Source organism: Stenotrophomonas sp. NPDC077421 (assembly GCF_049545505.1).
GTDB lineage: Bacteria > Pseudomonadota > Gammaproteobacteria > Xanthomonadales > Xanthomonadaceae > Stenotrophomonas > Stenotrophomonas nematodicola.
Genome location: NZ_JBMWDP010000035.1, coordinates 1 through 26,892, shown reverse-complemented (window position 1 = coordinate 26,892; position 26,892 = coordinate 1). Strand labels below are relative to the sequence as shown.

Sequence of the window (26,892 nt, the reverse complement as noted above, 5' to 3'; positions counted from 1 at the left end):
GACAGGCCGCCCCGGCACAGCGGCACAGCATACATCGCACCCGCCTTCACGACTGCCTGCCGGAGGTGAACGCCACCGGCGCGGACGCCCTTTTTTGCTGCATCGCCGCATCACCATACGCATTCGCATGGTGCCGCGCAGCCAGTTAGAATCCAGGTCCCACCCCCGAACCGGTTGCTGTTCCAAGGACCGGACGTTCCCCCGTTATTGAAGGATCCCGCACCAGATGAAAATCCTCGTCGCGTACAAGCGCGTGGTGGACTACAACGTCCGCATTCAGGTCAAGCCGGACGGTTCCGGCGTGGTCACCGACGGCGTCAAGCTGTCGCCCAACCCCTTTGACGAGATCGCCCTGGAAGAAGCGCTGCGTCTGCGCGACAAGGGCATCGCCACCGAGGTGGTCGTCGCCACCATCGCACCGGCCGACGCCCAGGCCCACCTGCGCAATGGTCTGGCGATGGGCGCCAACCGGGCCATCCACGTGGTCACCGACCAGGCCATCCAGCCGCTGACCGCCGCGCGCACCCTGCTCAAGCTGGTCGAAAAGGAACAGCCGGACCTGGTGATCCTCGGCAAGCAGGCGATCGACGACGATGCCAACCAGACCGGCCAGATGCTGGCCACGCTGTGGGGCCGTCCGCAGGCGACCTTCGCCAGCAAGCTGGACATCGCCGACGGCAAGGCCACGGTCACCCGTGAAGTCGACGCCGGCCTGGAAACGCTGGAAGTGGACCTGCCGGCCGTGGTCACCACCGACCTGCGCCTGAACGAGCCGCGCTTCATCAAGCTGCCCGACATCATGAAGGCCAAGGCCAAGCCGCTGGAAACCCTGCCGCTGGCCGATCTGGGCGTGGACGCCGCCGACACCTTCAGCACCACCCACTACGCCGCGCCGGTCAAGCGCAGCAAGGGCGTGATGGTCAAGGACGCGGCCGAACTGGTCGCCGCACTCAAGCAGAAGGGGTTGCTGTAATGACCAAGATCCTCGTTGTTGCCGAACACCATGACGGCAAGCTCAACGCCGCCACCGCCAAGACCGTCAGCGCCGCGGCCGCCATCAGCGGCGCCAGCATCGACGTGGTCGTGCTGGCGGCCGACCCGGCCGCGGTCGCCGCCCAGGCCGCCGAACTGGCCGGTGTGGCCAAGGTACTGACTGTGGCCAACGCCGCCAATGCCCAGGCCCTGGCCCAGGTGCTGGCACCGCAGATCGCACAGCTGGCCAAGGGCTACACGCATGTGTTCGGGCCGTCGACCACCTTCGGCAAGGACCTGATGCCCTGCGTGGCCGCCCTGCTCGGCGTCAACCAGGTCTCCGACCTGATGACCGTCGAAGGCAGCCACAGCTTCAAGCGCCCGATCTATGCCGGCAATGCGATCATCACGGTGGACGTGCCGGCCGACCAGATCGTGGTTGCCACCGTGCGCGCCGCGTCCTGGCCGGAAGCGGCCAAGGGCGGCAGCGCCGCCGTTGAAGCGGCCAGCGTGGACGCGGCCCTGCCGACCCACACCCGCTTCATCGGGCTGGCCGCGGGCGCCACCGACCGACCGGACCTGCAGAGCGCCAGGCGCGTGGTCTCCGGCGGCCGCGGCGTCGGTTCGGAAGAGAACTTCAAGGTCATCTTCCAGCTGGCCGACAAGCTCGGCGCCGCCGTCGGCGCATCGCGTGCGGCGGTGGATGCCGGTTATGTCCCCAGCGACCTGCAGGTCGGACAGACCGGCAAGATCATCTCGCCGGAGCTGTACGTGGCCGTGGGCATCAGCGGCGCCATCCAGCACCTGACCGGCATCAAGGATGCCGGCACCATCGTGGCCATCAACAAGGACCCGGATTCGCCGATCTTCGAGATCGCCGACATCGGTCTGGTCGGGGACCTGTTCACGTTGCTGCCTGAGCTCGAAGCGGCGCTGTAAGCGCTGTGTGACGCCTGGGCCGCGCCACCAGAGGGTGTCGCGGCCCTTTCATTCTCTGGCCCTGGAAGGCCCTCCGCTCGAAAAAGCGACCCGTTCCTCAGAACGCTGTCGCTATAATCGGCGGTCACCCCCGTAAGGACTGCATTGATGACGCTCCCCTGTTTCAAGGCATACGACATCCGCGGCCGCGTTCCGGAAGAACTGGACGTGGCCCTCGCCGAGCGCATTGGCGCCGGCACCGCGTCCCTGCTGGGACCGGGGCCTGTCGTCCTGGGACGCGACATCCGCCTGAGCAGCCCGGAGCTGCAGGCTGCCCTGGAAAAAGGATTCACCGGTGCAGGCCGTGATGTGATCGACATCGGGCTGTGCGGTACCGAGGAGGTCTATTTCCAGACCTTCCACCGCCAGGCCGCCGGCGGCGTGATGGTCACCGCCAGCCACAACCCGATGGGCTACAACGGCATGAAGCTGGTGCGTGAACACGCGCGCCCGATCAGCGGCGACACCGGCCTGTTCGACGTGCGCGACTTTGCCGCCGGTGATGCACCGCTGCCCTCGGGGGAGGGTGTGGTGCGCAGCGATACCGACAAAACCGCCTACATCCAGCACCTGCTGGGCTATGTCGATGTGGCCGCGCTGAAGCCGTTGAAGATCGTGGTCAACGCCGGCAACGGCGGCGCCGGTCTGGTGATCGACGAACTGGCACCACACCTGCCGTTCGAGTTCATCCGCATCCAGCATGAGCCCGACGGCACGTTCCCCAACGGCATCCCCAACCCGCTGCTGCCGGAAAACCGCGCCGCCACGGCCGATGCGGTGCGCGCCCACGGCGCCGATTTCGGCATTGCCTGGGACGGCGATTTCGACCGTTGCTTCTTCTTCGACAGCACCGGCGCATTCATCGAGGGCTACTACCTGGTCGGCCTGCTGGCCGTGGCACTGCTCAAGCGCCGGCCAGGCGGCAAGATCATCCACGACCCGCGCCTGACCTGGAACACGGTTGAAATGGTCGAACAGGCCGGTGGCGTGCCGATCATGAGCAAAACCGGCCACGCGTTCATCAAGGAGCGCATGCGCGCCGAAGATGCCATCTACGGTGGCGAGATGAGCGCGCACCATTACTTCCGCGACTTCGCCTACTGCGACTCCGGCATGATTCCGTGGCTGCTGATCGCCGAACTGGTCTCGCAGACCGGCACGTCGCTTGGCGACCTGGTCGCCGATCGCATGCAGGCCTTCCCCTGCAGCGGCGAGATCAACTTCCGCGTCAACGACGCCAAGGCCGCGACCGCCCGCGTGCTGGCCCACTATGCGGACCAGGCGCCCGAACTGGATCACACCGATGGGGTCAGCGTCGAATTCGCCACCTGGCGTTTCAACCTGCGCAGCTCCAATACCGAACCGCTTCTGCGGCTGAACGTCGAGACCCGTGGCGATGCCGCGCTGCTGCGCGCCCGGACCGAAGAGCTCACCGCTCTGATCGGCGGACAAGCCCCCCAACACTGATTCAGGACGATCTCCATGTTGCCCATTCTCCCCGTCATCCTTTCCGGTGGCTCCGGTACCCGCCTCTGGCCGCTCTCGCGCGAGGCATACCCGAAACAGTTCCTGCCGCTGGTGGGCGATGTCACGATGCTGCAGGCCACCTGGAACCGCGTGGCCGCCATCGCCGGCAGGGCGCCGATCGTGGTGGCCAACCAGGAACACCGTTTCATGGCCGCCGAACAGCTGCGCGAATGCAGCGTGGTGCCGCAGGCGCTGATTCTCGAGCCGATCGGGCGCAACACCGCACCGGCGATCGCCATCGCCGCGCTGCAGGCGCTGGCCGGCGGTGAGGACGCGCTGCTGCTGGTGCTGCCGTCCGACCATGTGGTCCGCAACGATGCCGCCTTCCACGCGGCGGTCAAGCAGGCGGCTGTGGCCGCTGATGCCGGCAAGCTGGTCACCTTCGGCATCGTGCCGACGGCCCCGGAAACCGGCTATGGCTACATCAAGGCCCACGCCGGCGAAGGTGTGCGCGGCGTCGACCGCTTCGTCGAGAAGCCGAACCTGGAGACCGCCCAGCAGTACGTCAGCTCCGGCGAGTACTACTGGAACAGCGGCATGTTCCTGTTCAAGGCATCCCGTTACCTGCAGGAGCTGGAGGCGCTGCAGCCGGCCATGCTGGCGGCCTGCCGCGCCGCACTGGACAAGGCCTCGCGTGACAGCGACTTCATCCGCCTGGATGCCGAAGCCTTCGCGGCCAGCCCCAACGATTCGATCGACTATGCGGTGATGGAAAAGACCGCCGATGCCGCCGTGGTTCCGCTGGATGCCGGCTGGAATGACGTGGGCTCCTGGTCGGCACTGTGGGACGTGTCAGACAAGGACGCCGACGGCAATGCCTGCCACGGCGACGTCATCGCGCTGGACTGCCGCAACAGCTATGCCTACGGCACCCGCCTGATCGCGATGGTCGGGCTGGAAGATGTGGTGGTCGTGGAGACCGACGACGCCGTATTCGTGGGCCACAAGGACCGCGTGCAGGACGTCAAGGAAATCGTCGGCCAGATCAAGCGCGACGGCCGCAGCGAAGCCGCTGCGCACCGCAAGGTCTACCGCCCGTGGGGTGCGTACGACTCCATCGACAACGGCGCCCGTTTCCAGGTCAAGCGCATCACGGTCAAGCCCGGTGCCACGCTGAGCCTGCAGATGCACCACCACCGCGCCGAGCACTGGATCGTGGTCAGCGGCACTGCCGAGGTCACCCGCGGCGACGAGGTGATCCTGCTCACCGAGAACCAGAGCACCTACATCCCGCTCGGCGTGACCCATCGCCTCAAGAATCCGGGCAAGCTGCCGCTTGAGCTGATCGAGGTGCAGTCGGGCAGCTATCTGGGTGAGGATGACATCGTGCGGTTTGAAGACCAGTATGGCCGTGCCCCCCAGTAACGCCGGAGTAGCGCATGACCGTGTGATCGCCATCTTTGGCGCGGGCGGTCACGCGCGCGAAACGGCACTGCTGCTGCTCCAGTGTGGTATTGCCCGCGACGCCATCGCGGGCTTCTTCGTGGATGACCAGTACTGGTCCGATACCACGGTCGAGGACTTCCCACTGCGACGGCGGGGCGATTTCGATCCCGGCCCGCACGAGGCGATCGTCGCCATCGGCGACAGTCGCGCACGGCGCAAGGTGGTCGAAAGCCTGCCAGCTGGCACCCGGTTCCCGAGTTTCATCCACCCTTCGGCAATCACACCCGCACAGTTGTCCGTCCCGGAGGGCGTAATCCTGCACGCGGGCTGCATCCTTACGACCAACATCCACCTCGGTCGCCATGTGCAGCTCAACCGCGGGTCTCAGGTGGGGCATGACTCCGTACTGGGCGATTTCGTCACCACCGCTCCCGGCGCCATCATCAGCGGCAATTGCACCATCGGTGCTACCGCCTACCTCGGCGCGATGAGCTGCATCCGTGAACGGCAGGAGATCGGCATGGATGCCATCGTCGGCATGGGCGCAGTGGTGGTCGGCAATGTGCCGGCACACGCGACCTACGTGGGCAATCCGGCCCGCCCGCTGACACGCGCAACGGCATGACGCTGCCCCGCCTCGCCGAGCTTTACGCGAATGAGAAACTGCGGTTCCTCGCCGTCGGCGGCTGGAACACGCTGGTGGGCTACCTGGTCTTCCTGCTTTTCCATTTCACGGTCGAGCCGCACTGGGGCGTCATGGCCACGTTGGTGGCGAGCTACTGCGTGGCCCTGCCGCACTCGTTTTTGACCCAGCGGCTGGTGGTGTTCCGTTCGCAGCGCCACTGGTTTCCGGAATTTGGACGGTTCGTCGTGTCCAACAGTTCCATCTTCATCGCGAACCTGTTGCTTCTTCCGTTGGCCAAAGCAGTGACAGGTGCCAACACCGCGTTGCTCCAGGCCGTCTTCCTTGCTGTATCGACTGTGGCCAGCTATCTGGTCCACAAGTACTTCACATTTTCCCGGTGATTCATGGAAAAGATTCCGCTGCTCGTCCCGCTCATGCCTACGATCGATCAGGCGCTGCCGTACCTCCGGCAGATCGACAGCAATCGTCACTACACCAACTTCGGGCCGCTCAGCCGACAGCTGGAGCAGCGCGTCTCCGACGATCTTTCGGTCCAGCAGGCCGGCGTCACGACTATTTCCAACTGCACTGTCGGGCTTGAGCTTGCTTTGCAGGCGCGCGGGCTGAGTGGCGGTGCAAACGTGTTGCTGCCGTCTCTGACCTTCGTTGCGACCGCCACTGCCGTGCGCCGAGTCGGCATGCAGCCGGTGATCGCCGATATCGATGAAGGAGGCTGGTCGCTGACGCCCGAGATCGCCCGGCAAGCACTGGAGCACCACCGCATCGATGCGGTGATGCCTGTTGCCACCTTTGGTCGGCCGCAGGACATGGCAGGCTGGGACCAGTTCGAGCGCGATACAGGCATCCCGGTCATCGTCGACGCAGCAGGCGCCTACGGGAATCAGTCCGCTGGCGAATTGGCCGACGTGGTTTTCAGCTTCCACGCGACCAAATCGTTCGGTGCTGCCGAAGGGGGGGTGGTCGTCTCCCCCAGCCCCGAGCGCATCCAGCAGATCCGAATGCTGTCCAACTTCGGCTTGGATACACGCAGTGGAAGTCTCACCGCGCTGGGCACCAACGGCAAGATGAGCGAGTACCACTGCGCCCTTGGACTGGCATCCTTTGACATGTGGGAACAGGTCAAGCAGGACCGGCGTGCGCTGTATGCCGACTACATGGCCCGGCTGCGCTCGGCATGCCCGGCCTTGATCTTTCAAGAGAAGCCTGAAGACGGCGTGTATCCGCTGATGGCCGTGCTGCTGCCCGAAGGCCGGGACGCCATCACCATCGGTGCAGCCGTGGCTGCCAATGGGGTGGAAACCCGTCGGTGGTACACCCCTGCCCTGCATCAGCAGCCGGCGCTGCGCGACTGCCCAGTGGCCGGAGCGCCTGAGGTGGCCACGCGTCTTGCAGGTCGCATCATCGGCCTCCCCTTCTTCCTCGGCATCAGCGACCAGCAGATCGATACTGTCTGCACGGCGCTTGCCCGCGAGCTGGACTCCTGATATGGCATTGATCAGTTACGTCGTTCCCGTCTACAACAATTCCGGTTCCCTGCGCCCCACCTGGGAAGGCATCCGTGCTTTGTTCGAACAGGACCTTGCCGACCATCGCTACGAGATTGTCTTCGTCAACGACGGATCCAAGGACGCCTCCTGGGAAGAAATCCAGCAGTTGGCTGCCGAGGATCCGAACGTCCGGCCGTTCCGCTTTACCCGGAACTTCGGCCAGGTCCCGGCCATCATTGCCGGCTACCACAAGTCCGCCGGCGATGCCGTCATCAATATTTCTGCGGACCTCCAGGACCCGATCGAGCTCACCGTACAGATGGTTCGCAGTTGGGAGTCCGGCTTCGACGTCGTGATCGGACACCGTAACGACCGACAGGATTCGGTCGCTTCCAACTTCTTCTCGAAGGTGGCCTACGGCATCCTGCGCATGTCCAATCGCAACATCCCCGAGGGCGGTTTCGACTTCGTACTGATGAGCCGCCGCGCCACCGATACCTTCCTGGATTACCAGGGGCGCAACCGCTACTTCCAGGGCGACATCCTCTGGGCAGGCTATCGGACGGCACTGCTGCCCTATGCCCGCCGGAAGCGCACCATTGGCAAGTCGCAGTACAACTTCGGACGCAAGCTCAAGCTCTTCCTCGACTACGTCATCGATGGCTCTTACCTCCCCATTCGGATGATGTCCCTGTCCGGCGTTGCAGTTTCCGCGTTTGGGTTGCTGTATGCCTTGGTGGTGACAGCCGCCTGGGCGCTGCGTGCCACCCCCTTCCCTGGTTGGGCCCCTCTGATGATCGTTGGGCTGGTGATCGGCGGGATGATCATGCTGATGCTCGGCGTGATCGGTGAGTACCTCTGGCGCATTCTTGATGAGGTGAAGCACAAGCCGATGTTCATCTTCGAGGAACGTTCCGATGCTCAGCAGTGACCTGCGAATGCCGACGAACACAGGCAAAGCGTGGGCACTGGCGCTGCTGGTAGCGGCGCTTTCCATGATCGTATTCTGGTTCGCGAGCGGCATGCAGCGCGGCTCGATGGACACGCCGATGGTCTACGGCGGAGATGCCCTGCAGTATGGCTATATCGTGCAGAGTTTCGCCCAATCCGGCGGCCTGTCGAACATCCATAACGCCGGCGCACCGTTTACCACCCAGAACATCGACTTCCCGAATGGCGACCTGAGCAACATGGCGGTCGCTGCAGTGCTCTTCAGCGGCGGCTACGGCCTGGGTTTCAACCTCTATCTGCTGTTCAGCGTCGGACTCACCGCTGCCGCCGGATTCGCCATTGCGCGCCGCTGCCGGCTGTCCCCCGGCCTTGCATTCATCGTTGGACTCGCATTCGCCCTGCTGCCCTTCCATTTTCAGCGGATGGTGCATCTTTTCTACGGCAATTACAGCACGGCGGTAGTCGCACTTTGGCTCGCGCTCCGTCTCGCCTCGCCGTTGCTGGAGCCTTCCCAGTCGCGCAACAGACGCTGGCTGGGCGTCGCTGCGATTGCTCTGGCATGCATCTGGTGCGGCACGACCGGCGTTTACTACGCATTCTTTACCTGCATCGTACTGGCGGTGGCTGCACTTGTTCAGTCGGCGCAGCAGGCGTCGCTCCGCCCCGCGATCCGCGCAGGTGGGCTGGGTGCCATCATCGTGCTGTGCGTGGCCGTACAGTTGATCCCCACCCAGATGTTCAACCGTGAGAACGGACCCAATCCTTCAGTCGCCAAGCGCGGTTTGATCGAGAGCGAGATCTACTCGCTGCGAATGGCTCAGATGCTGCTGCCGGTTCAGCAGCATCGTGTTCCGCTTCTTGCCAAGGTTCGCGCCAAGTACGATGCCGAATCGACGCCGGTCAACGAGAACGGCACAGCGACCTTGGGCGCATTGGCAAGCGCGGGCTTCGTAATGGGGCTTTTGATGCTGTTCATGCCGTCGGTTCGACGCCATTTCCATCCTTCGCAGCAGCTTTGCGCAGTGTTGCTGATGGCGCTGTTCCTGTATGCGACGATGGGCGGGTTGGGAAGCCTGTTTGCCCTGTTTGTATCGCCGCAGATCCGGGCACTCAATCGCATCTCGCCTTACATCGCCTTGTTCAGTCTGATCATCTCCGGTGCGACGCTTCAGCTGATCTGGAACCATCTTCGCGAAAAATACCCCAGGTTTGGTGCTGCTTCGGGCATTGTCGCGGGCGTAGGCTTGGCTTCGTTGGCGTTGTTCGTGATCGCCGACCAGATCAGCCCGTCCTACCGCCAACCACGCCAGGAGCGTGCGGGAACTGCTACCCGCTACCAGTACGATCGCGCATTCGGGCAGCAACTGACAGCCAAGCTGCCGGCCGGGGCAATGGTCATGCAGCTTCCCTACATGAGCTATCCCGAGAGCGCTGATGAAGTGTTGGGAAGCTATACCCAGTTCCGAAACACCTTGCACGCACCGGGACTGCATTGGAGCCACGGCGCAATGCGCGCCCGCCCCGAAGGAAACTGGCTCGCCGACGTGAATGCCCTTCCCCCGAGTGCCTTTGTAGACGCCATCCAAGCAGTTGGCTTCTCTGCCCTGGTACTCGATCAACGCGCGCTTACCCCGAAGATGACGGAGATACAGACGCTCTTCGCGCAACGCACGCATGGCGAAGTGCTCAGCGATACCGACGGCAGCCAGGTGGCCACGATCAGTGGCGTTCCCGTCCGTGCGACCGCTCGCGCATTCATTGAGGGCAGCGGCTGGTCAGTGCTTGAACAGGACGAGCATCATCGCTGGACATGGTCGAGTGATCGACCCACGTTTGCTCTCTCCCCCGCGCCGGCAGGCGCGGCCAGCTGTGAAATCACGCTGACGCTGGGAACCATCCGGCCGATGAATGTGCGCATCAGTGACGGAGCCGGCCGCACGTTGTCCGATGTCCAGTTGCGGCCTGAGTCGCTGGTCAATGTTCAGCTGGACATTCCGGCTGACACGCAGAAGATCGTCCTGCAGAACGATGCACCGGCCGTGCGTGCCGGAGAGGGCGATCCGCGTATGCTGGCAATCCGATGGGAGCGCACCGGCGAACAGTTGCCATTGTGCCGTTACCGGACAGCCTCCCCAAAGTGACCGAAAAAAAGTGGGCGGCGCATCTGCGCCGCCCACCCGATCAATCTTCCAGCATGGCAAGCCGGGGGCTTCCCGGCCTCTTCCTCAAGCGTCCTGCGCTGTAAGCATCCACTCGAGCGTTTCACGCAGCGGCGGGCAGGACCAGTCACTGATCGTATGACGCAACAGCGTGTTGTCTCCGCAGAGCGTCTTGACCTCATTGGCCCGTACGAACGCCGGATTCACCGATACAGTGAGTGAATGGCCCGTGATGTCCGTGCACAACTCAATCACGTCGCGCAGTGAGAACGCGATCCCCGAGCACACGTTGATGGTGCGGCCAACGGCAGCGTCGGCCTGCAGCAATCCGCGGTAAGCCGCCGCAACCGCCCTGACATCGCCAAAATCTCTCGCCACGTCCAGGTTGCCCAGTTCGATGTTCGGCGCTCGCTTTGCGAAATGCGACACGATCTTGGGAATCAGGAAATTCTCCGCCTGGCCCCGGCCGGTGTAGTTGAAAGGCCGGACGACAGTTATCGGGAGACGATCCTGCCAAAGGCGCACGACGTACTCCATGCCGAGCTTGCTGATCGCATAGTCATTGGCCGGTGCAGGAGCAACCGACTCGTCCAAGCGCCCGGCCGAAGAGTTGCCGTACACATTCGCACTGCTGGCAATCAGCACACGCGTGGGGCTGAGCGATGCATCGTCGATGGCCTGCAGCAGATGCCGCGTGCCGATCAGGTTGACCTGGTAGAAGTCGTCCGCCCCCCCGTGGGCCACGAACGCCAGCGCCGCCAGATGGATGATCACATCAGGACGGGTGTCCTTGAGCAGGCCACGCAATCCGTCGAGATCGCCGAGGTCTGCCTGCCGACAGGCGTCGGCAGGCGTCAGAGACGCCGCCCAGGAAGGAGCGGACTGTGCCGCACCTCCCATGGCCACCACCTCGCAGCCCTGCTTCTTCAGGTCGTCGATCACGTAGCGTCCGGTAAAACCGGACGCTCCCGTGACCAGCACCCGCCTGCCATTCAGGTCAGAAGGAAGCACCACGCTCGTTCCTCCGCAGATCAGCGTCGACCATCATCTGGCAAAGCGCTTCCAGCGTGGTCTCAGGACGCCAACCCAGCACGCGTTCGGCCTTCTCCGGATTGCCAATGAGCAGATCGACCTCGGCTGGACGATGGAACTTCGGGTTGATCTTCATCACCGTCTTGCCCGTCGCAGTATCGACCGCGATTTCGTCCTGATCGCTGTTACGGAACTCGACATTGATCCCGGCACCCTTGAAGGCCATGTTCACGAAGTCACGGACCGTCTCGGTCCGGTTCGTTGCAAGCACGAAGGTATCGGGCTCATCCGCCTGCAGCATGCGCCACATGCCTTCGACGTACTCCCGTGCAAAGCCCCAATCGCGCTTGGCATCCAGATTGCCCAGTTCCAGGCAGTCGAGCATGCCCAGCTTGATCTTGGCTACCGAGTCGGTGATCTTGCGCGTCACGAACTCGCGGCCGCGCAGCGGGCTTTCGTGATTGAACAGGATGCCGCTCGACCCAAAGATGTCGTAGCTCTCGCGGTAATTGACCGTCATCCAGTGTGCGTAGAGCTTGGCCACACCATAGGGGCTGCGGGGATAGAACGGCGTGCTTTCGATCTGCGGGACCGCCTGCACTTTCCCGAACATCTCCGAGGTGGACGCCTGGTAGAAGCGAATATCCCGGTTCACCTGGCGGATCGCCTCAAGCAGATGGACCGGGCCGATGCCGGTGATCTGAGCCGTGGTTGTAGGCTGGTCGAACGAGACGCCGACAAAGCTCTGGGCGGCAAGGTTGTACACCTCGGTCGCCTGCGTGCTTTCGAGCATGCGGATGCTCGAACCAAGGTCGGTCAGATCGTATTCGATCAGATGAAGGTTCGGGTGCGCAGCAATCCCCAGCTCCTCGATGCGCCAGAAGTTGACGGAACTCGTGCGACGGTACGTGCCGTAAACACGGTATCCCTTCTCCAGCAGCAATTCCGCAAGATATGCCCCATCTTGGCCGGAGATTCCGGTAATCAACGCAGTCTTCATTAACACTATCTCTTTGTTATTCGGATTGGATCCGAGCATGAGCCAGAACGGCTTCGTCCCTGTCAGTGGCTTACTGCGCCACGTGCTGCAGCGGCTTGCCATCCTTGCCGCAGATGGTCGGCTTGCCCTGGTCGTCGCAAGCCGTCAGAGGACCATAGTCCACGGTTGCGACGTTGAAGTCGCTGAACCACACAATGGCTTCCTGCACTAGCCCGAAGCGCAAGCTCTTACCGACCACATCCTTGGCAGGCACTTCGGTGATCACATCGGCAGAAGCGCCGGCAGCAATACCGGCCGCCGGAAGCGAAGCACGGACAAAATCGCGGGCGACCATTTCACCGGACGGATCGACGAGCGAGATGGCCAGATTGACCGGCAGCTTGCCCTTTGAGCTGATTGCGACTTTGCCGGTGTTGGTCACCGACACCACCGTGCGCAGGGTTTCGCCATTGTTCACGAGCACCGGCTCGGCCGTGATGGCGTACTGGGCACCGGCCTGCTCCTGGGTCAGCGGCGTCGTCATATCGGGGGCTTCCGCCACCGGAGCGGCCGCTGCAGGCGCGGTCTGAGCAGCCTGATCTGCCTCCGGCGCCTTGGAACAACCACTGACGGCGATGGCCGTCGCCAGTGCTGCGGCAGCGCAGAGGGAGAACTGGGACTTGGAAATTTTGTTCATCGGTGAAACCCTGTGGTGGATGGTGATGCCCTTCATGGCTGGGCTGCCTCTACGCGTACGACAAGCCGGGCGGGGATGAACCCCCGGCTCTTGAACCAACAAACTGACTCTTGAACGAGGTCGATTTCCAGATGATATTCGCCCGGAACATCGGGTGTACGAACCGTCATGGTGTGGATGCCGGACGACGACCTGTCCACCGCCTCTTCGATCCAGGTCCGGGGCTGCTCGGCCTGCGGCTGGGTCGAATCGGCCGGCGACCAGAAGTGTCCCAGGTAGATGCCATACGGCCGCATGGCATGCCCGAGGGGACTGATCCACTGACAGTCACCGTCGTTGGTCAGTTCGACCCGCAGGGAGAGCATGCTCGATGGCGGGACAACGCCCGCGTCGTGCTCCAGAACGGTCGCCTGGCCTTGGAAGCCGGTGTCGGGCAGCGGCTCATTGTACGGATACGGCCCAACGGTGCCCCCGACGATGCGCGCGTGCGAGTCCAGCTCCTGATCGCCGAGTGCGGCCAGCGCGGGTTTCACCCAGCGATCTCCCCGCAGGGACGTTCGGACATCTATTCGCTGCAGTTCGCTGGAGAGCGGAGAATCGATGTCGATCTTGAGGCTCGCCACCGCGCTGGCGACGTGGTCCCGGAAATCTCCGAGGACACGATGACTGCGCAGGAGCCGCGCGTAGCGCTCGGCCGCAGCGAAGGGGTCCAGCGCGGGGCGGCCAGCCTCATCTGCACATGCGTCGGACCAATGCGCGAACGCGGCCGGGTCCAGCGCGAGTTGACGCAGCAACGTCGCCAGAACAGTCGGGCACTCGTCGGTAGGCGCGATCTTCTTCACGCATGTGGGAAGTTCCGCATACCAGCCTTGGTCGGACACGATCGTGGGAAGGCCTGCCTGCATGGCCTTGGACACGACGGCGGAGGCCTCCCCCATCGTAGGCTGGCGCAATGCAATCATCAGATCCGCGCGCTCGAATACCCGCCAGAACTCGTCATCGCTCACGTGACCGTGATTGACCAGTTTGACGTTTTCAATTCCTGCAAGACCCTCCAGCACCTGCAGAACGGCTGGCTCCACTTCACCGGCAATTTCGAGCGTAAGCGGCTGATCGAGGTCTCCGGCGATGGCAACCAGGGCCTGTACGACCCAGTCGAAACGCCGGTTCATCTGACCGCCGCCCATCAGCGCGATGGTGCCGAGGCGCTCACGCGCGCGATGGGATGCCACGACGGGATACAGCTGGGGCACCACGGTTACCGGAAGCCAAGGGAACTCGTGGGTGATGCGGTCGGCAGCATACTGGGAATGAACGACCACCTCGGTGGCGAACTTCGTCGCCACCTGGTGCAGCGGAAAATGAACCACGTCGTCCCGGTTCCAGATCGGCGCACCGCAGCGAAGGGCCAGGCCGGCGCTCTTCACCTCGGAGACCGTATGCCATTTCCCCAGCACACCGGCGTACTCATCGCCGGTCAGGCGCTGCTCCTCGTTGAGCACGCCAGCCACCATGTGGTGCAGGACCAGGTCGTGCAGATGGACGACCCCTGGGACACGCGCCATCAACGGCAGCATCCACCCGTGAAAGGTAGGATGGTTACCCATCTGATACACGACCGCATCGGCCTTGAGCAGGTTGTCGACGACGCCTTTCACGCCGTCACGCTCCACCTCGGCGGACGTGATCGTGTCGACCCGCAATCCCAGATCACGCAGCATCGCCACCAGGCCGGCCGAATACTCCGCGATTCCCGAGCGCTCTGGTGGCTGCGGCCCAACCATTGCAATGCGGAACGGCGTGATCACAGCCGGCTCTCCACCAGATTGCTGATCACACGCTCCCAGGTAATGGTTGCACTGAGGCGATAGCCTTCCTCGGCCAACGCACGCAACTGAGTGGCATTCCGTGCATAGCAGTCGGCCAGGCTCTCGGCGATGGCTTCGGGGGTGGGAGAAGTCACCCAGCCGCTGCCCGTCGCCTGTACGATCCGCCCGACTTCACCACTGTCATCGACGGTGATGACCGGCTTGTGCGCCGCGAAACTCTCCAAGGTGGCAAAGCCGTAGTCTTCGTCCACCGGCGAGTAGAAGACCGCACGGCAGTTGGCGATCAGCTCCAACAACCTGGCGTCTTCGACGAACCCGGCAAGTTCGACCCGGTCGCCCAGGCCCAGCTCACGTACCAGCGGCGCCAGGGAGCGCGCATAGTCGCTCGCGCCCGTACCAGCGATCACCACCTTGGCGTTGGGAACGTGCTGCGCCGCCCGGATCAGCAGATCGGGACGCTTCATGGATTCCAGCCGGCCGATGCACAGCACATAGTCGCCGTAATCACCCGAGGTGATCAGCGGCGCGAGCTTCGATGGCGGATACAGAACCTCCGAGGAGAGCCCGCAGTAGTGCTGCAAGCGATCCGTGACCGTCTGGGAGATCGTGTAGCGCGGCTCGATCTCCGACAGCAGTTCCTTGTCAGACGCGCGCAGCGCCTCGCGCACGGCAATGTCTCGGGCGGTCAGGTGCGGCACATCGAAGCGCGTGCGCTCAAGGTCATAAAGCACCCGATGCTGATGAACAAGCCACAGCGCCTTGTTGTCATGGGAGGCGGCATAGGTCGGATACTTCGTGCAGATGCACAGGTCCACCTTCTGCCCGTTGCTCTCATTCAGGTTCAACAACCGCCATGCCAGCAGGGAAGACATGATTTCCGTTTCCGGATACCACTTGTAGGGCAGCTGAACCAGCTCGGCGACGACCTGTCGCTCCTTCCCCCACAGATTGATCTGTCGGACCAGTTCCTCGTTGAGGAGTTCGGCGCCTCCTCTTACAAACGGCACTTGCGCACCAAGCACGATGACTCTTTTCACTACAACTACCCCTTCAATGATGTCCTTGCCAATACAGTTTGCTTTCCATGATTTACTGCTTTGACTGGCGAATCCGGCTTCCAAGCTGATCAAGTGCAGCCAACCGCTTTTCCGATGCTGCATCGGCCGGGCTGGCCAGATCACCGGGTGCGGCCGCTGCGACGGCGCGCGGCGCCGGGATACCCACTGGGCTCGCGCCACGTTTGAGCACCTTGGCGCTGAACCACCGCACCGGCGCCGTCAGGCGCCAGGAGCGGCTTGCGTACAGCCGGTCGATCTGCCCTTCCAACACCTCGACGGCCGCTTCCAGTTCCCGGACGCGCGCGCGCGACGAACCCATGGTCTGGACGCGCTGCGACAGGTCCACCTGCAGTTCCTTCAATCTGCGACGATCATGTGCCCTGGAGGTCTCCAGCCGTTCGAGTCGACGGTGCAGGGAGGCCGCCTTGGACCGCAGCTCGTTGATCGTTGTCTCCTGCTGCTCGGAAAGGCGCTGAGCATCGGAGACCTTGACCTGCAAGATGTTTCGCTCTTCGGTCAGCCGCCCCAGATCGGCGGCCAGGAACTCCGCCAGCTCGCGTGCATGCTGGCGCTCCTCCAATTCTACTTCCAGCTCTCCGATCCGCGCGAATGAGCTGGCATTGGCTGCCTCCAGCTCAACCACACGAGCGGCCAGATGCTGACCGTCCTCCTCAGAGCTGACGGCGCGAGCCTCCAGCTCTTTCGCCCATGCGGCCTGTTGCTGGAAGCTCTCCTCGAGCTCACGCCGACGGTTATCGGCCAGCTCCGCCTCGATCTTTAGCGCGGCAAGACTTTCCTGAGCCTGCTGCGCCGTCTCCCGTACGCGCTCAAGCGCTGCGGCGCGCGCGGTGAGCTCGACACGATCATGTTCGGTCTGCATGTACAGCGCACGCAGGCGCGTGTTGTAGCTGAGCAGGGCGCCCTGCAGATGCTGGTAGATGACCGTCCATTCGGGAACCGGGGTGGTCTCGTTGCCCGAATGGGCCAAGCAGTCCTGCAGCCCTGCGAACGTCCAGCGGGACTGGTCCTGACTGAACAGACGAATGAACGCGTTGCGGTACCGCGGCGGCAGCGACATGAAGTCCAGTGCCGGCTCCCGGCCAGGCGTGGACGGAACGATGCGACGCTCCAGAATCTCCTTGATGGTGATGAGGAAGGACAGCAGCAGGTCCCCCAGCCATGAACAGTCGTTGGCATCCTGGGAGATCGCGCCGTAATCGATAAGGACGGCGCGCCCCTCTCCGGAGATGAGCACGTTCCAGCAACGAACGTCATTGTGATAGAGGCCGTCGCGTTCGAGGATCACCAGTTGGTCGATCAACTCGGAGATGACCTGGTCGGCGTCGTAGGGGCTGCCGTCATCGATCAGCTCGGACAGCAGCCTGCCTTCCATCATCTCCCGGGCCAGGAAGACATCCGAAGAATCGTCCAACGTCACAATCAAGCGAGGCGCGGGAAACGCAGCCGGGGGGTTGCGCAGGAAGGCAGCTTCGTTGTGGAACTCCTGCAGATTGATCTCGGCGCGCCCGCCCATTCCCAACGTCATCTTCTTCACGAACACCCGTTCGCCGAAATAGTAGCGGCGACTGTGGTGATGTGTGCCGCGCCCATGTGCATGGGCCTCGCCGGACCACGAGTTGAACGTACCAATGGAGTCGCCCACATACCAGAAGCGGCTGCTGGCAAAGATCAACGGACGCGCGATCGTCGACAGATGCGTCGGCTGCCGCGACAGCAGACGGGTAAAGGCATAGCTGGAAAGCAGCTCGGCCGGATCCTGCGGCAGCGAGGCCGCCCAGTACAGCGGCTCTTCCCGCAGCGCCAGCTCATAGATGGCTGCACCGGCCACCTCGGAGAGCTTGCGACACAGCTCTGAGACGCTGACGATTCCTCGGGCGTGCACCAGATGATGGAAGACGCTCAGGCCCAGGACCAGATCGTAGGCATCCGGCTCGAGCAGCTCGATCACATCCTCGACGGTGCCGTGCTCGAAGGTGGCATCAAGGCCAGGATTCTGCCCGGCAAGCGCCTGGCATACGTGAACATTGAGGTCCAGGAAATCCACGCCGTGAACACGATGTCCATCGGACGCCAGGCTCAGGGAGAAGAACCCCTGCGCGCAGCCAAGGTCCAGCACGCGCAAGGGACGGCCAAGTTCCGCCTGGAGGTGTCGTGCGCATGCACGGATCAGTACGAGACGGTCTTCGCAGCCACGTGAGCTGCCGTCGGACAGTTCAGGGTGGGCAAAGATCGGCTGGTACTTCTCAGGCAGGGCGGCCACCAGCACGCCCACACTAGGTGACTCGGTCATGATCTTTCACTCTCTGAGTTAATGTTGGTCAGCACTGTCATGACGACGCGCCGACGAGCTCAAAATCGGCCTTGAGGTCCATCATCCCCCAAAACTGCATACCCCTGGCCACATCCAACATAATGGAATCGTAACGCCGGTCCAACGGCGTCAGTTCCGCCAGCGGATCGCCACTGGAAACGCCCAGCGACACCAGATAGCACGCCTCGTTGAGGTCAAGCGGCATGACGAAACGGCAGACGATCACCTCGCCAGCCTTCACGGCAATACCGGCCCTCCCCTCGCTGGAGAGGAAGGAATTGGTGCCATACAGGAACAGCCCTTCGAGTGTTTTCACGAGAAAACCGGGAACAATACTGTCAAAGTCACGCTCAAAAGCGATTTTGACGTAGAAGGCGGTCCTGGACCCGCTCTCCACACGGGCAGGAAACTCCTGCCCCTCGCTCACCACCCGGTAATCCACGATCCGTGCGCCACCCTGACCCCAGCGGTGCTCTGCGGGATTGTAGTACGGACGCGTGTGGAAAACGTCCTCGCTACCCTGCCCCATCCCGGTGGATGCGGGATCGGCAGTGTCCTGCAGCGGAAGCGCCTTCTTGCCGAACAGCTCGTCCAGATACAGATTGGAGACCTGCTGCGCGGAGCCATCGGCAAATACGCCCCCGTCCTTGATGAAAATGACCCGATCGCAATGCTTGACGATATCCCCGATGGCGTGGCTGACCAGGATCAGCGTGGTGCCCAGCGCGGTGAACTCCTGGACGCGCTTGTAGCACTTGGCCTGGAAGTAGGCATCACCCACCGAGAGTGCCTCGTCCACGATCAGGACATCGGGGCGGAACGCGGTAGCCACCGCAAACGCAACGCGCACCTGCATGCCGCTTGAGTAGGTACGCACCGGCTCGTCGAAATAGGCGCCAACTTCGGCAAAGTCCTCGATGGCGGCCATCACCGACTCGATCTCCTGCTGGGAGTACCCCATCAGGCCGGCCGAATGAAAAGCATTCTGTCGCCCGGTGAGCTCCGGGTTGAAGCCCATGCCGAGCTCGAGGATGGCGGCAATCCTGCCCCCACGCACGATGCGGCCCTCGGTGGGCTGCGTGGTGCCGGTGATCATCTTCAGCAGCGTGCTTTTACCCGCGCCGTTTCGCCCCACGATGCCCACCGATTCGCCCGGAGCGATGGTGAATGAAACATCGCGCAGTACCCAGTGCTCTTCCTTGGGCCGCGCAGGGAATCCGAACCAGCTGGCAACGCGCAGCCATTGGCTGCCCCAGACGCGATAGGACTTGCCGACATTTTCGATCTGCATTGCGCCACTCATAGGGCATCCACCATTTCCTGACTGGCGCGACGGAACACAACCAGGGACATGACGCCCAGAACCACGGTTGCGATCGCAAGCGGCAGCAGCGAGAACCAATCCGGCGCCCGTTCATACAGCAGCACATCGTGATAGGCGGTGACCAGCGGAAAGAGAGGGTTCAACTTGAAGAACTCCCGTACGTCTGCCGGCAGAATCTCAACGCTGTAGACGATGGGAGTCAGCCAGAACAGCGCCTGCAGCACGACCGGCACGATCTGGCCGATGTCGCGCATGAACACGTTCAATACGCCCAGCAGCAGCCCCAGCGACATCGACAGGCCCAGCGTAAGCAACATCAGGACAGGCAGCCAGACGACCGTGCCGCTGGGGTAATGGCCCAGTACGGTGAAGACCACGAAGATCGCGGCGACCAACAGGAGATTGTTGATCGTCACCGATCCGGCGGCGATGAACGGCAGGCAGATCCTCGGGAAAGCGACCTTCTTCATCAGATTGCCGTTGTCGATGAACAGGTTGACGCTACGGGACACCGACTCGACGAACAGGGTCCAGAACAGCGTACCGGCCATCAGATACAGGGCATACCCGTATTTGTTATCGATACCCGGGAGCTTTGCGGAAAGCACTTCAGACAGGATCGTGGCGAAGATGAGCACCTGCATCAACGGATGGATGATCATCCAGAGAACGCCGAGCTTGCTTTGTGCAAACCGCGTCTTGAAGTCGTTGCGGATGGCCGACAGGATGAATCCCCTGTATGCCCATACCGCCCTGAGAATATCCATGTTCTATTGCCCCTCCGGGCATGTTGCAGACGTTGACAGCTACCGCCACCCGGGCGGGAGGTGCATCAGGGGGATTCACTCGCCGGTGGACGGGAGGCGTTCAGTTCGCTCAGGCGTGCAATGAGTGCTGCGGCGGAGCGCTCAGGGGACAAGGTCTGCAGCACCGAGTCGCGCGCGCGCGCACCGATCGCATCGGCCAGCCCGGGCTCGTCGGCCAGCCGGCGCATCCAGTCGGCCGCCTGCCCCTCGTCGGCGGCGGCCCAGCGCTGGCCCTCACTATGGGCGTACTCGCCCTCCTCGACCGGCACCAGCGTGTAACCGACCAGGGCGCTGTTGTCGGCATCCATGAACGTCATGTTGCCCGACCACGCCGTTCCAATCACCGGCTTTCCCTGGGCCATGCATTCGGCCAGGCCCAGGCCGAAACCCTCGGCACGGTGCAGCGACACGTACACGTCAGCGCAGCGCTGAAGCGCCTGCACGTCAGCGCGGTCCAGCACATGGTCGCGCACCACAATGCGCGGATCCTCGCCGATGCAGTCGAACAGCAGAGCGAGACACTCGGGATTGCGGTGCCCGTTGCTGCTCTTGATCAGCAACTGCACGTTGCGGCTGCGATCAGGGAAAGCGGCCTGGAACGCACGGATCACGGCGAACGGATTCTTGCGGTACACGAAAGAATTGAAGTCGAAGGACGTCATGAACACGAAAGCATCTGCATCAATGCCGAAATCGGTCCGCTGCAGCCCGCTGTCGCCGACGTCGCTCAACGGCAGCGGCACGCACAGGATCGGCTTGTCGGTCACCCGCGCGAAGGCGTCGCCGACGTACTGCGACGCGACCAGGATCTCGTCCACCAGCGCAAGCGCCGGCAACCAGGAGGCCGGAATGTTCTCCAGCTCCCAGAACCAGCACGCGATGATGTACTTGCCGGCCAGGCGTGCCTCGCCGATCTGGTCCAGCGATGCCTGCAGGTAGTCCGGATTGATGAAGACCAGGTGCACCCCGTACGGCGCATCATCACGGATGTACGCGTCCAGGCTGCGGTCGTTCCAGTCGTGGGGCAGCTTGATGTCCACGTCGATCAGCGCGGTCGGGTAGCCGGCCCCCAGAAGCGCGCGCGCGTACATGCGCGCGCACTCGGCCAGGCCGAACTGCCCGCGCAGGTAGGCGAAGATGTTCACGCCCTGCTCCGGCCCATAGACCGTTGCCTGATCGAACATCCGCACCGGCGCGTCGGTGACGGGCTGCTTCTTGGCCGCCCAGCGATCGCTATCGGCGAAACGCACACCTGGCAACTCCACCGGCGCGTTCAGGGGCGCGGTGACCCGGTCGCGCAGCGACGCGGGAACATGCTGGTACAACGCCTTGAGCCACGGCTGACGGATCACCCACTGGACCAGGCGGCGGCGGAAGGGGACCTGGAAGGTCGTGTTGTGCAAACCTGGTTTACCTCGATGAAGAAACGAAGGAACGAACGGGGTCCGGTGGCCTCAGCCCGCCAGCGCCCGCTCCAGATCCACCTGCAGATCCCCCAGGTCTTCCACGCCCACGCTCAGGCGCACCAGGGCATCGCTGATGCCGAGCTGTCCGCGGCGTTCGACCGGGATCGAGGCATGGGTCATGACCGCCGGATGGTTGACCAGGCTTTCCACGCCACCCAGCGATTCGGCCAGGGTGAACAGCGTGGTGCGCTCGCAGAAGCGCTTGGCCGCCTCGTATCCGCCCTTGAGCACGATCGACACAATGCCGCCGTAGCCGTTCATCTGGCGCGTGGCCAATTCGTGCTGCGGGTGCGAGGTCAGGCCCGGGTAGATGACCTTCTCCACCGCCGGGTGCTTCTCCAGCCACTGGGCCAGGGCCAGCGCATTGGCGCAGTGCGCCTTCATGCGCAGCGGCAGGGTCTTCAGCCCACGCAGGGCCAGGAAGCTGTCGAACGGGCCCTGCACGCCCCCGATGGAGTTCTGCAGGAAGGCCATCTGTTCGGCCAGCTCGGGGTTGTCGCCGACCACCACCATGCCACCGACCATGTCCGAGTGGCCGTTGAGGTACTTGGTGGCCGAGTGCAGCACCAGGTCCGCGCCCAGCTCCAGCGGACGCTGCAGCATCGGCGAGGCGAAGGTGTTGTCCACCACCACGATCAGGCCGTGGCGCCTGGCGATGGCGGCTACCGCGGCGATGTCCACGATCTTCAGCATCGGGTTGGTCGGGGTCTCGATCCAGACCATCTTCGTCTGCGCGGTGATCGCCGCCTCGAAGGCGGCCAGGTCGGTCAAGTCGACGAAGCTGAATTCCAGCCCGGCGGTGCGGCGGCGCACGCGCTCGAACAGGCGGAAGGTGCCGCCGTAGATGTCATCCATCGCCACCACGTGGCTGCCGGCATCGAGCAGTTCCATCACCGTGGCGCTGGCCGCCATGCCCGAGGCGAAGGCGTAGCCGCGGGTGCCGCCTTCCAGCGAGGCCACGCAGCGCTCATAGGCGAAGCGGGTGGGATTGTGCGTGCGCGAGTACTCGAACCCCTGGTGCTCACCCGGGCTGGACTGTGCATAGGTGGAGGTCGCGTAGATCGGCGGCATCACCGCACCGGTGCTCGGGTCCGGCGACTGGCCGCCGTGGATGGCCAGGGTGGCCAGGGCGAGCGCGCGGGCGTCGTGCGCGGAGGAGGCGTGATCGGACATGTTGTTTCCCAGCCAGAGGAGCCCCGGGGGGCCCCCGCAAAAGGAGCGGAAGTCTATCAGCGGCGGCTTAATCAGCCGTTGACGCGGATAAACGGGAGTTCAGAGCAGCGCGCGCGGCCTGCCGCGGTTACTGGACCCGCCGGCGCAGGTAGTTCAGCAGGTCGATGCGGGTGATCAGGCCCAGGAAGCTGGCACCGTCCATCACAATGGCCACCTGGCCGCGGTCGAACACCGGCAGCAGCGCCTCGATCGGGGACTTCACGTCCAGCCGGTCCAGTTTGCTGACCATCGCGGTGGAGACCGGGTCGCGGAAGCGCGCTTCATCGCCGTACACATGCAGCAGCACGTCGCTTTCGTCGACGATGCCGACCAGCTGGTCGCCATCCATCACCGGGAGCTGGGACACGTCATACAGCTTCATGCGCTGGTAGGCGGTGGTGAGCAGGTCGTTGGGACCGATCACCACAGTGTCGCGCTGGCCGTACGGGCGCAGGATCAGGTCGCGGAGGTCGCCGTGCTGCGGGCGTTCCAGGAAGCCGTTGTCCAGCATCCAGTAGTCGTTGTACATCTTGGACAGGTACTTGTTGCCCGTGTCGCAGACCAGGACCAGCACCTTCTTCGGGGTGGTCTGGGCCTTGCAGTACTTGAGTGCGGCGGCCAGCAGGGTACCGGTGGAGGAGCCACCGAGGATGCCTTCCTTGCCCAGCAGCTCGCGCGCGGTGTGGAAGCTCTCGGCGTCGCTGATCGCATAGGCCGTGGTGACGCGGCTGAAATCGGCGATGGAGGGCAGGAAATCTTCGCCGATGCCTTCCACCAGCCAACTGCCCGACTTGTCGTTGAGCACGCCATCATTGATGTACTCGGCCAGGATCGAGCCGACCGGATCGGCCAGCACCAGTTCGGTCTTCGGCGACAGCGTGGCGAAGGCGCGCGACAGGCCGGTCATGGTGCCCGAGCTGCCGCAGCCGAACACGATCGCGTCCAGGTCCCCGCCCATCTGCTCGAGAATCTCCGGACCGGTGCCGAACTCATGCGCCGCCGGGTTGTCCGGATTGCCGAACTGGTTGATGAAGTAGGCGCCCGGGGTTTCCTCGGCCACGCGCTTGGCCATGTCCTGGTAGTACTCGGGATGGCCCTTGGCCACGTCCGAACGGGTCAGGCGCACTTCGGCGCCCATCGCCTTGAGGTTGAAGATCTTCTCGCGGGACATCTTGTCCGGCACGACCAGGATCAGCTTGTAGCCCTTCTGCTGCGCCACCAGCGCCAGGCCCAGGCCGGTATTGCCGGCAGTGCCTTCCACCAGCGTCGCCCCGGGCTTGAGATCCCCGCGCTGCTCGGCCGCCTCGATCATCGACAGGCCGATGCGGTCCTTGATCGACCCTCCGGGATTGGCGCTTTCGAGCTTCAGGAACAGCTCGCAGACGCCGGTATCCAGGCGCTGGGCCTTGACGATCGGGGTCTGGCCAATGAGGTCGAGTACGGAGGAGTGGATTGCCATCGGGTCACATCGATTCGCGCCGCAGAGCGGCCGGACCGGTGATTATCCGACGGTTGACGACGAATGTCAGGTTGGCGGGCGCGATAGGCGTCGAACCGCCAGATTCATCGGGGCCGGCCGGGCGAGCGCATCGGCAGCGGCAGGAGCGACGCGGACGGCACCCGTCGACGAGGTGACAGGTACCGCCCGCGGCGGTGGGGTGCCGGGTGCCGACCGCCTTGGGCCGGCACCCGAATAGCGTCAATGCGTGGGGGAGTCGTACATCCGTTCCAGCTTCTGCTTGGTCAGCAGCTTCTCACGCTTCATCTGGCCCAGGGTGAGATGGTCTATCGGAAGCACGCCCAGCTCGGCATCCATGCACTTCTTGTTCAACTTCTGGTGCCGTTCGTAAAGCGCCTTGAATTCCGGATCACGCTTGCGACGTGCATCGATCTCGCTCTGGGGCTGACCTTCAAACATGATGAACCTCCTATCGCTTCTTGCTGAAACAAGAACGCCCCGGCCTTGCGGCACGGGGCGTTGCTTTGGGGGCGGAGCACGCGGCGCGGCAGGCGTCCTCGACACAGCCTGCGTCCAACCCATGCGGGGCGACAAACGGCTGTGATTCGCGACGCTGACGCATTACCGGCCCTCCAATTGTCCGGGCCGCGGAGGCGTCCCGGACAATTGACCCTACGCTTGCTTGGGAGGCGGTTCAAGCGTTTCAGAAGATATTTTCGACCCCACCAAGGTGGGGTTCAGCCTGAACGCGCAGGACAACGAAAATTCAACAAAAACAGCAACCTGCCGATACCCGGCCGGCATCAGGGCGCGATGATCACCTCGGCCGACCGGGCCTTGGTGGCCGGCGCCTTCTTGCCAGTGGCCTGCAACCGGCTGGCGCTGACGCCGGCGGCCACCAGGGCATCGCGCAGGGCGTCCGCGCGCTGCTGGCCGACCCCGGCCGCGGCATCGTAGGCCTCGATCCGCACCCGCCCCTTCCTGCCGATGTTCAGGTACTCGGCCAGGGCCTTGGCCTGCCCCTTGGCCCCGCTGGACAGGGCGCCCTTGCCGGCGGCGAAGGCATCGCCATTGAAGGTGAACACCTCCCCGCGGGTATCGAACTTGGAGCCGGGAAGCTTCTGGCCGGACACCAGTTCAGCCTCTTCCCGGGCCAGCTTGGCCGCGCTCTGCTGGGCCGCGCTGAGACGGGCGGTCTGCTTGCCGGCGACGCTGGTCAGCGCGGTCTCGGCATCCTGGCGGGCCAGCGCCTCGGTTTCGGCCGCGATCCGCAGGCGCTCGCTTTCCTCGGCCTGGATCTGGGCCTGCACGCGCAGGCGCTCGGCCTCTTGGCGGGCACGTACCGCATCGCGGCGGCTGGCCTCGATCAGCAGTTCGCTGCGGGTACGCTCCAGGCGATCCACCTCACGCTGGGCCAGGGCGGCACGCACGCTGGACTCGGCAATCTCGACCCGGCGTTCGGCCAGATAACGGGCCTGGTCGACGTCGCGGCGCTTGGCCTTGGCCAGGTCGGCCACGGCCTGCTGGGCCTGCAGGCGCTGGAACGCGGCCAGTTCGGCCGTGTCGGGATTGGCCTGGATCGTCAGCAGGCGTTGATTGAGCTGGGCCACGGCCGGGTCTTCGGCGGCCAGGCTCGTGAACGGCAGGGACAGGCTCAGGGCCAGCAGCAGCATGCGGGTGTGCTTCACGGGCGGTCTTCTCCGGTGGCGAGCTGGCGCTGCAGCTGGGCCACCTCGTTGCGCCGCAGTTGCAGCTGCGCGGTGGCGGTGGCTTCTTCGCTGCGGGCCCGGGCCAGGTCGGCATCGACCGTGGCCCGCAGCGCCAGCGCCGGGGCGTTCTTGCGCTCGCGGCGATCGCCGGCGGCGCGTTGGGCCTGTTCCAGCCCCTGGCGCGCGACGGCGATCAGGTCCGGTGCGTACTGGTCGGCATCGGCCTGGGTGGCCTTGTCCACGGCCTGACGGGCCTGCGCCAGCTCCAGGGCCGCTTCCTGCGCCGTGGCGGTGCCGGCAAGCGCTAATGCGCACACCATCACATACAGAGGGTGTCGTATTTGTGCGAAGCTAGTTTTCATTGGGGTGCCGTCGCCGGGTTGTCTGTGCGCGGCCATTGTCGGAAGCCTGCGGCGTGCTTGCAACGGTACGCCGCTGATTTGTTGGGGAAACATTGCGCATGGATATCGGCTACTTCCTGAAGCTGATGACCGAAAAGAACGCTTCGGACATGTTCTTGACCACCGGAGCCCCGGTGTACATCAAGATCGAGGGCAAGCTGTACCCGCTGGGGAACACCGGCCTGCCGCCCGGCATGGTCAAGAAAATCGCCTACTCGCTGATGGACGAGGGCCAGGCACCGCAGTTCGAGCGCGAGCTGGAGCTCAACATGGCCATCGCCCTGCCGGACGCGGGGCGCTTCCGCGTGAACGTGTTCAAGCAGCGCGGCGAAGTGGGCATGGTGATCCGCGCCATCCGCAGCAAGATCCCCAGCATCGAGGAGCTCAACCTCCCGCAGGTGCTCAAGGACGTCATCATGACCCCGCGCGGGCTGGTGCTGGTGGTCGACTTGCCCGAACCGGTCGAGCCGACCACCAGCACC

At 63.9% G+C, this 26,892-nt stretch carries 23 protein-coding genes and 1 pseudogene; 10 read left to right on the top strand and 14 right to left on the bottom strand.

What is annotated here, in order from left to right; genetic code table 11:
* Window positions 1-226 precede the first annotated feature (226 nt).
* From ACPEH1_RS16300 to ACPEH1_RS16260, 9 genes are all read left to right on the top strand, one after another.
* Window positions 227-973, top strand: coding sequence for an electron transfer flavoprotein subunit beta/FixA family protein (locus tag ACPEH1_RS16300; protein ID WP_423716065.1), 747 nt, complete (start codon window positions 227-229; stop codon window positions 971-973).
* Complete coding sequence (locus ACPEH1_RS16295; RefSeq protein WP_017354698.1) at window positions 973-1,911, top strand: electron transfer flavoprotein subunit alpha/FixB family protein; 939 nt, start codon at window positions 973-975, stop codon at window positions 1,909-1,911. Before ACPEH1_RS16300 ends, ACPEH1_RS16295 begins: the two co-directional genes overlap by 1 nt.
* Before the next feature lie 147 nt (window positions 1,912-2,058).
* A complete protein-coding gene (locus ACPEH1_RS16290; RefSeq protein ID WP_423716064.1) occupies window positions 2,059-3,417 on the top strand; it encodes a phosphomannomutase in 1,359 nt (452 codons plus the stop codon).
* 15 nt (window positions 3,418-3,432) lie between these two features.
* Window positions 3,433-4,842, top strand: coding sequence for a mannose-1-phosphate guanylyltransferase/mannose-6-phosphate isomerase (locus ACPEH1_RS16285; RefSeq protein ID WP_136003582.1), 1,410 nt, complete (start codon window positions 3,433-3,435; stop codon window positions 4,840-4,842).
* Window positions 4,823-5,488 (top strand): acetyltransferase, encoded by a 666-nt coding sequence (locus tag ACPEH1_RS16280; RefSeq protein WP_136003580.1) that lies wholly within the window; start codon window positions 4,823-4,825, stop codon window positions 5,486-5,488. Before ACPEH1_RS16285 ends, ACPEH1_RS16280 begins: the two co-directional genes overlap by 20 nt.
* A complete protein-coding gene (locus ACPEH1_RS16275) occupies window positions 5,485-5,889 on the top strand; it encodes a GtrA family protein (protein ID WP_423716063.1) in 405 nt (134 codons plus the stop codon). Before ACPEH1_RS16280 ends, ACPEH1_RS16275 begins: the two co-directional genes overlap by 4 nt.
* A 3-nt stretch (window positions 5,890-5,892) precedes the next feature.
* Complete coding sequence (locus tag ACPEH1_RS16270) at window positions 5,893-6,993, top strand: DegT/DnrJ/EryC1/StrS family aminotransferase (protein WP_313275289.1); 1,101 nt, start codon at window positions 5,893-5,895, stop codon at window positions 6,991-6,993.
* Window position 6,994: 1 nt separating this feature from the next.
* Window positions 6,995-7,927, top strand: a complete 933-nt coding sequence (locus ACPEH1_RS16265; RefSeq protein ID WP_136003574.1) for a glycosyltransferase family 2 protein — start codon at window positions 6,995-6,997, stop codon at window positions 7,925-7,927.
* Entirely contained in the window at window positions 7,914-10,088 is a 2,175-nt protein-coding gene (locus tag ACPEH1_RS16260; RefSeq protein ID WP_313275286.1) for a hypothetical protein, read from the top strand. Before ACPEH1_RS16265 ends, ACPEH1_RS16260 begins: the two co-directional genes overlap by 14 nt.
* An 84-nt stretch (window positions 10,089-10,172) precedes the next feature.
* On the opposite strand, the gene ACPEH1_RS16255 is transcribed toward ACPEH1_RS16260, so the two are convergent.
* From ACPEH1_RS16255 to ACPEH1_RS16190, 14 genes are all read right to left on the bottom strand, one after another.
* On the bottom strand, window positions 10,173-11,120 hold the full coding sequence (locus tag ACPEH1_RS16255) for a GDP-mannose 4,6-dehydratase (RefSeq protein WP_423716062.1): 948 nt from the start codon (window positions 11,118-11,120) through the stop codon (window positions 10,173-10,175).
* The gene (gmd, locus tag ACPEH1_RS16250) at window positions 11,104-12,138 is read right to left on the bottom strand and encodes a GDP-mannose 4,6-dehydratase (protein ID WP_136003571.1); all 1,035 of its coding nucleotides are present in this window, start codon (window positions 12,136-12,138) and stop codon (window positions 11,104-11,106) included. The genes ACPEH1_RS16255 and gmd overlap by 17 nt, the downstream gene beginning before the upstream one ends.
* A 70-nt stretch (window positions 12,139-12,208) precedes the next feature.
* Window positions 12,209-12,850 carry a glycosyltransferase gene (locus ACPEH1_RS16245; protein ID WP_246863973.1) on the bottom strand — a complete coding sequence of 214 codons (642 nt, stop codon included), beginning with the start codon at window positions 12,848-12,850 and terminating at the stop codon, window positions 12,209-12,211.
* Window positions 12,847-14,598, bottom strand: a complete 1,752-nt coding sequence (locus ACPEH1_RS16240) for a glycosyltransferase (RefSeq protein WP_423716068.1) — start codon at window positions 14,596-14,598, stop codon at window positions 12,847-12,849. Before ACPEH1_RS16240 ends, ACPEH1_RS16245 begins: the two co-directional genes overlap by 4 nt.
* Before the next feature lie 20 nt (window positions 14,599-14,618).
* The gene (locus tag ACPEH1_RS16235; protein WP_168355611.1) at window positions 14,619-15,680 is read right to left on the bottom strand and encodes a glycosyltransferase family 4 protein; all 1,062 of its coding nucleotides are present in this window, start codon (window positions 15,678-15,680) and stop codon (window positions 14,619-14,621) included.
* A 52-nt stretch (window positions 15,681-15,732) separates the two neighbouring features.
* Window positions 15,733-18,012 (bottom strand): methyltransferase domain-containing protein, encoded by a 2,280-nt coding sequence (locus ACPEH1_RS16230; RefSeq protein ID WP_423716061.1) that lies wholly within the window; start codon window positions 18,010-18,012, stop codon window positions 15,733-15,735.
* 37 nt (window positions 18,013-18,049) lie between these two features.
* Entirely contained in the window at window positions 18,050-19,324 is a 1,275-nt protein-coding gene (locus ACPEH1_RS16225) for an ABC transporter ATP-binding protein (protein ID WP_423716060.1), read from the bottom strand.
* Window positions 19,325-19,332: 8 nt separating this feature from the next.
* Complete coding sequence (locus ACPEH1_RS16220) at window positions 19,333-20,124, bottom strand: ABC transporter permease (protein WP_313275276.1); 792 nt, start codon at window positions 20,122-20,124, stop codon at window positions 19,333-19,335.
* 65 nt (window positions 20,125-20,189) lie between these two features.
* On the bottom strand, window positions 20,190-21,566 hold the full coding sequence (locus ACPEH1_RS16215) for a glycosyltransferase family 4 protein (protein WP_423716059.1): 1,377 nt from the start codon (window positions 21,564-21,566) through the stop codon (window positions 20,190-20,192).
* Between the two features lie 51 nt (window positions 21,567-21,617).
* Window positions 21,618-22,802, bottom strand: a complete 1,185-nt coding sequence (locus tag ACPEH1_RS16210) for a cystathionine gamma-synthase (RefSeq protein WP_423716058.1) — start codon at window positions 22,800-22,802, stop codon at window positions 21,618-21,620.
* A 127-nt stretch (window positions 22,803-22,929) separates the two neighbouring features.
* Complete coding sequence (locus ACPEH1_RS16205; RefSeq protein WP_017354720.1) at window positions 22,930-24,300, bottom strand: pyridoxal-phosphate dependent enzyme; 1,371 nt, start codon at window positions 24,298-24,300, stop codon at window positions 22,930-22,932.
* Between the two features lie 240 nt (window positions 24,301-24,540).
* Complete coding sequence (locus ACPEH1_RS16200; RefSeq protein WP_017354721.1) at window positions 24,541-24,759, bottom strand: YdcH family protein; 219 nt, start codon at window positions 24,757-24,759, stop codon at window positions 24,541-24,543.
* Window positions 24,760-25,103: 344 nt separating this feature from the next.
* Window positions 25,104-25,973 (bottom strand): OmpA family protein, encoded by an 870-nt coding sequence (locus ACPEH1_RS16195; protein WP_037590765.1) that lies wholly within the window; start codon window positions 25,971-25,973, stop codon window positions 25,104-25,106.
* A gap of 11 nt (window positions 25,974-25,984) precedes the next feature.
* Complete coding sequence (locus ACPEH1_RS16190) at window positions 25,985-26,371, bottom strand: DUF4398 domain-containing protein (protein ID WP_017354723.1); 387 nt, start codon at window positions 26,369-26,371, stop codon at window positions 25,985-25,987.
* Window positions 26,372-26,469: 98 nt separating this feature from the next.
* Between ACPEH1_RS16190 and ACPEH1_RS16185 the strand changes: the two are divergent.
* Window positions 26,470-26,892, top strand: a pseudogene (locus tag ACPEH1_RS16185) (type IV pili twitching motility protein PilT); the annotation flags it as partial.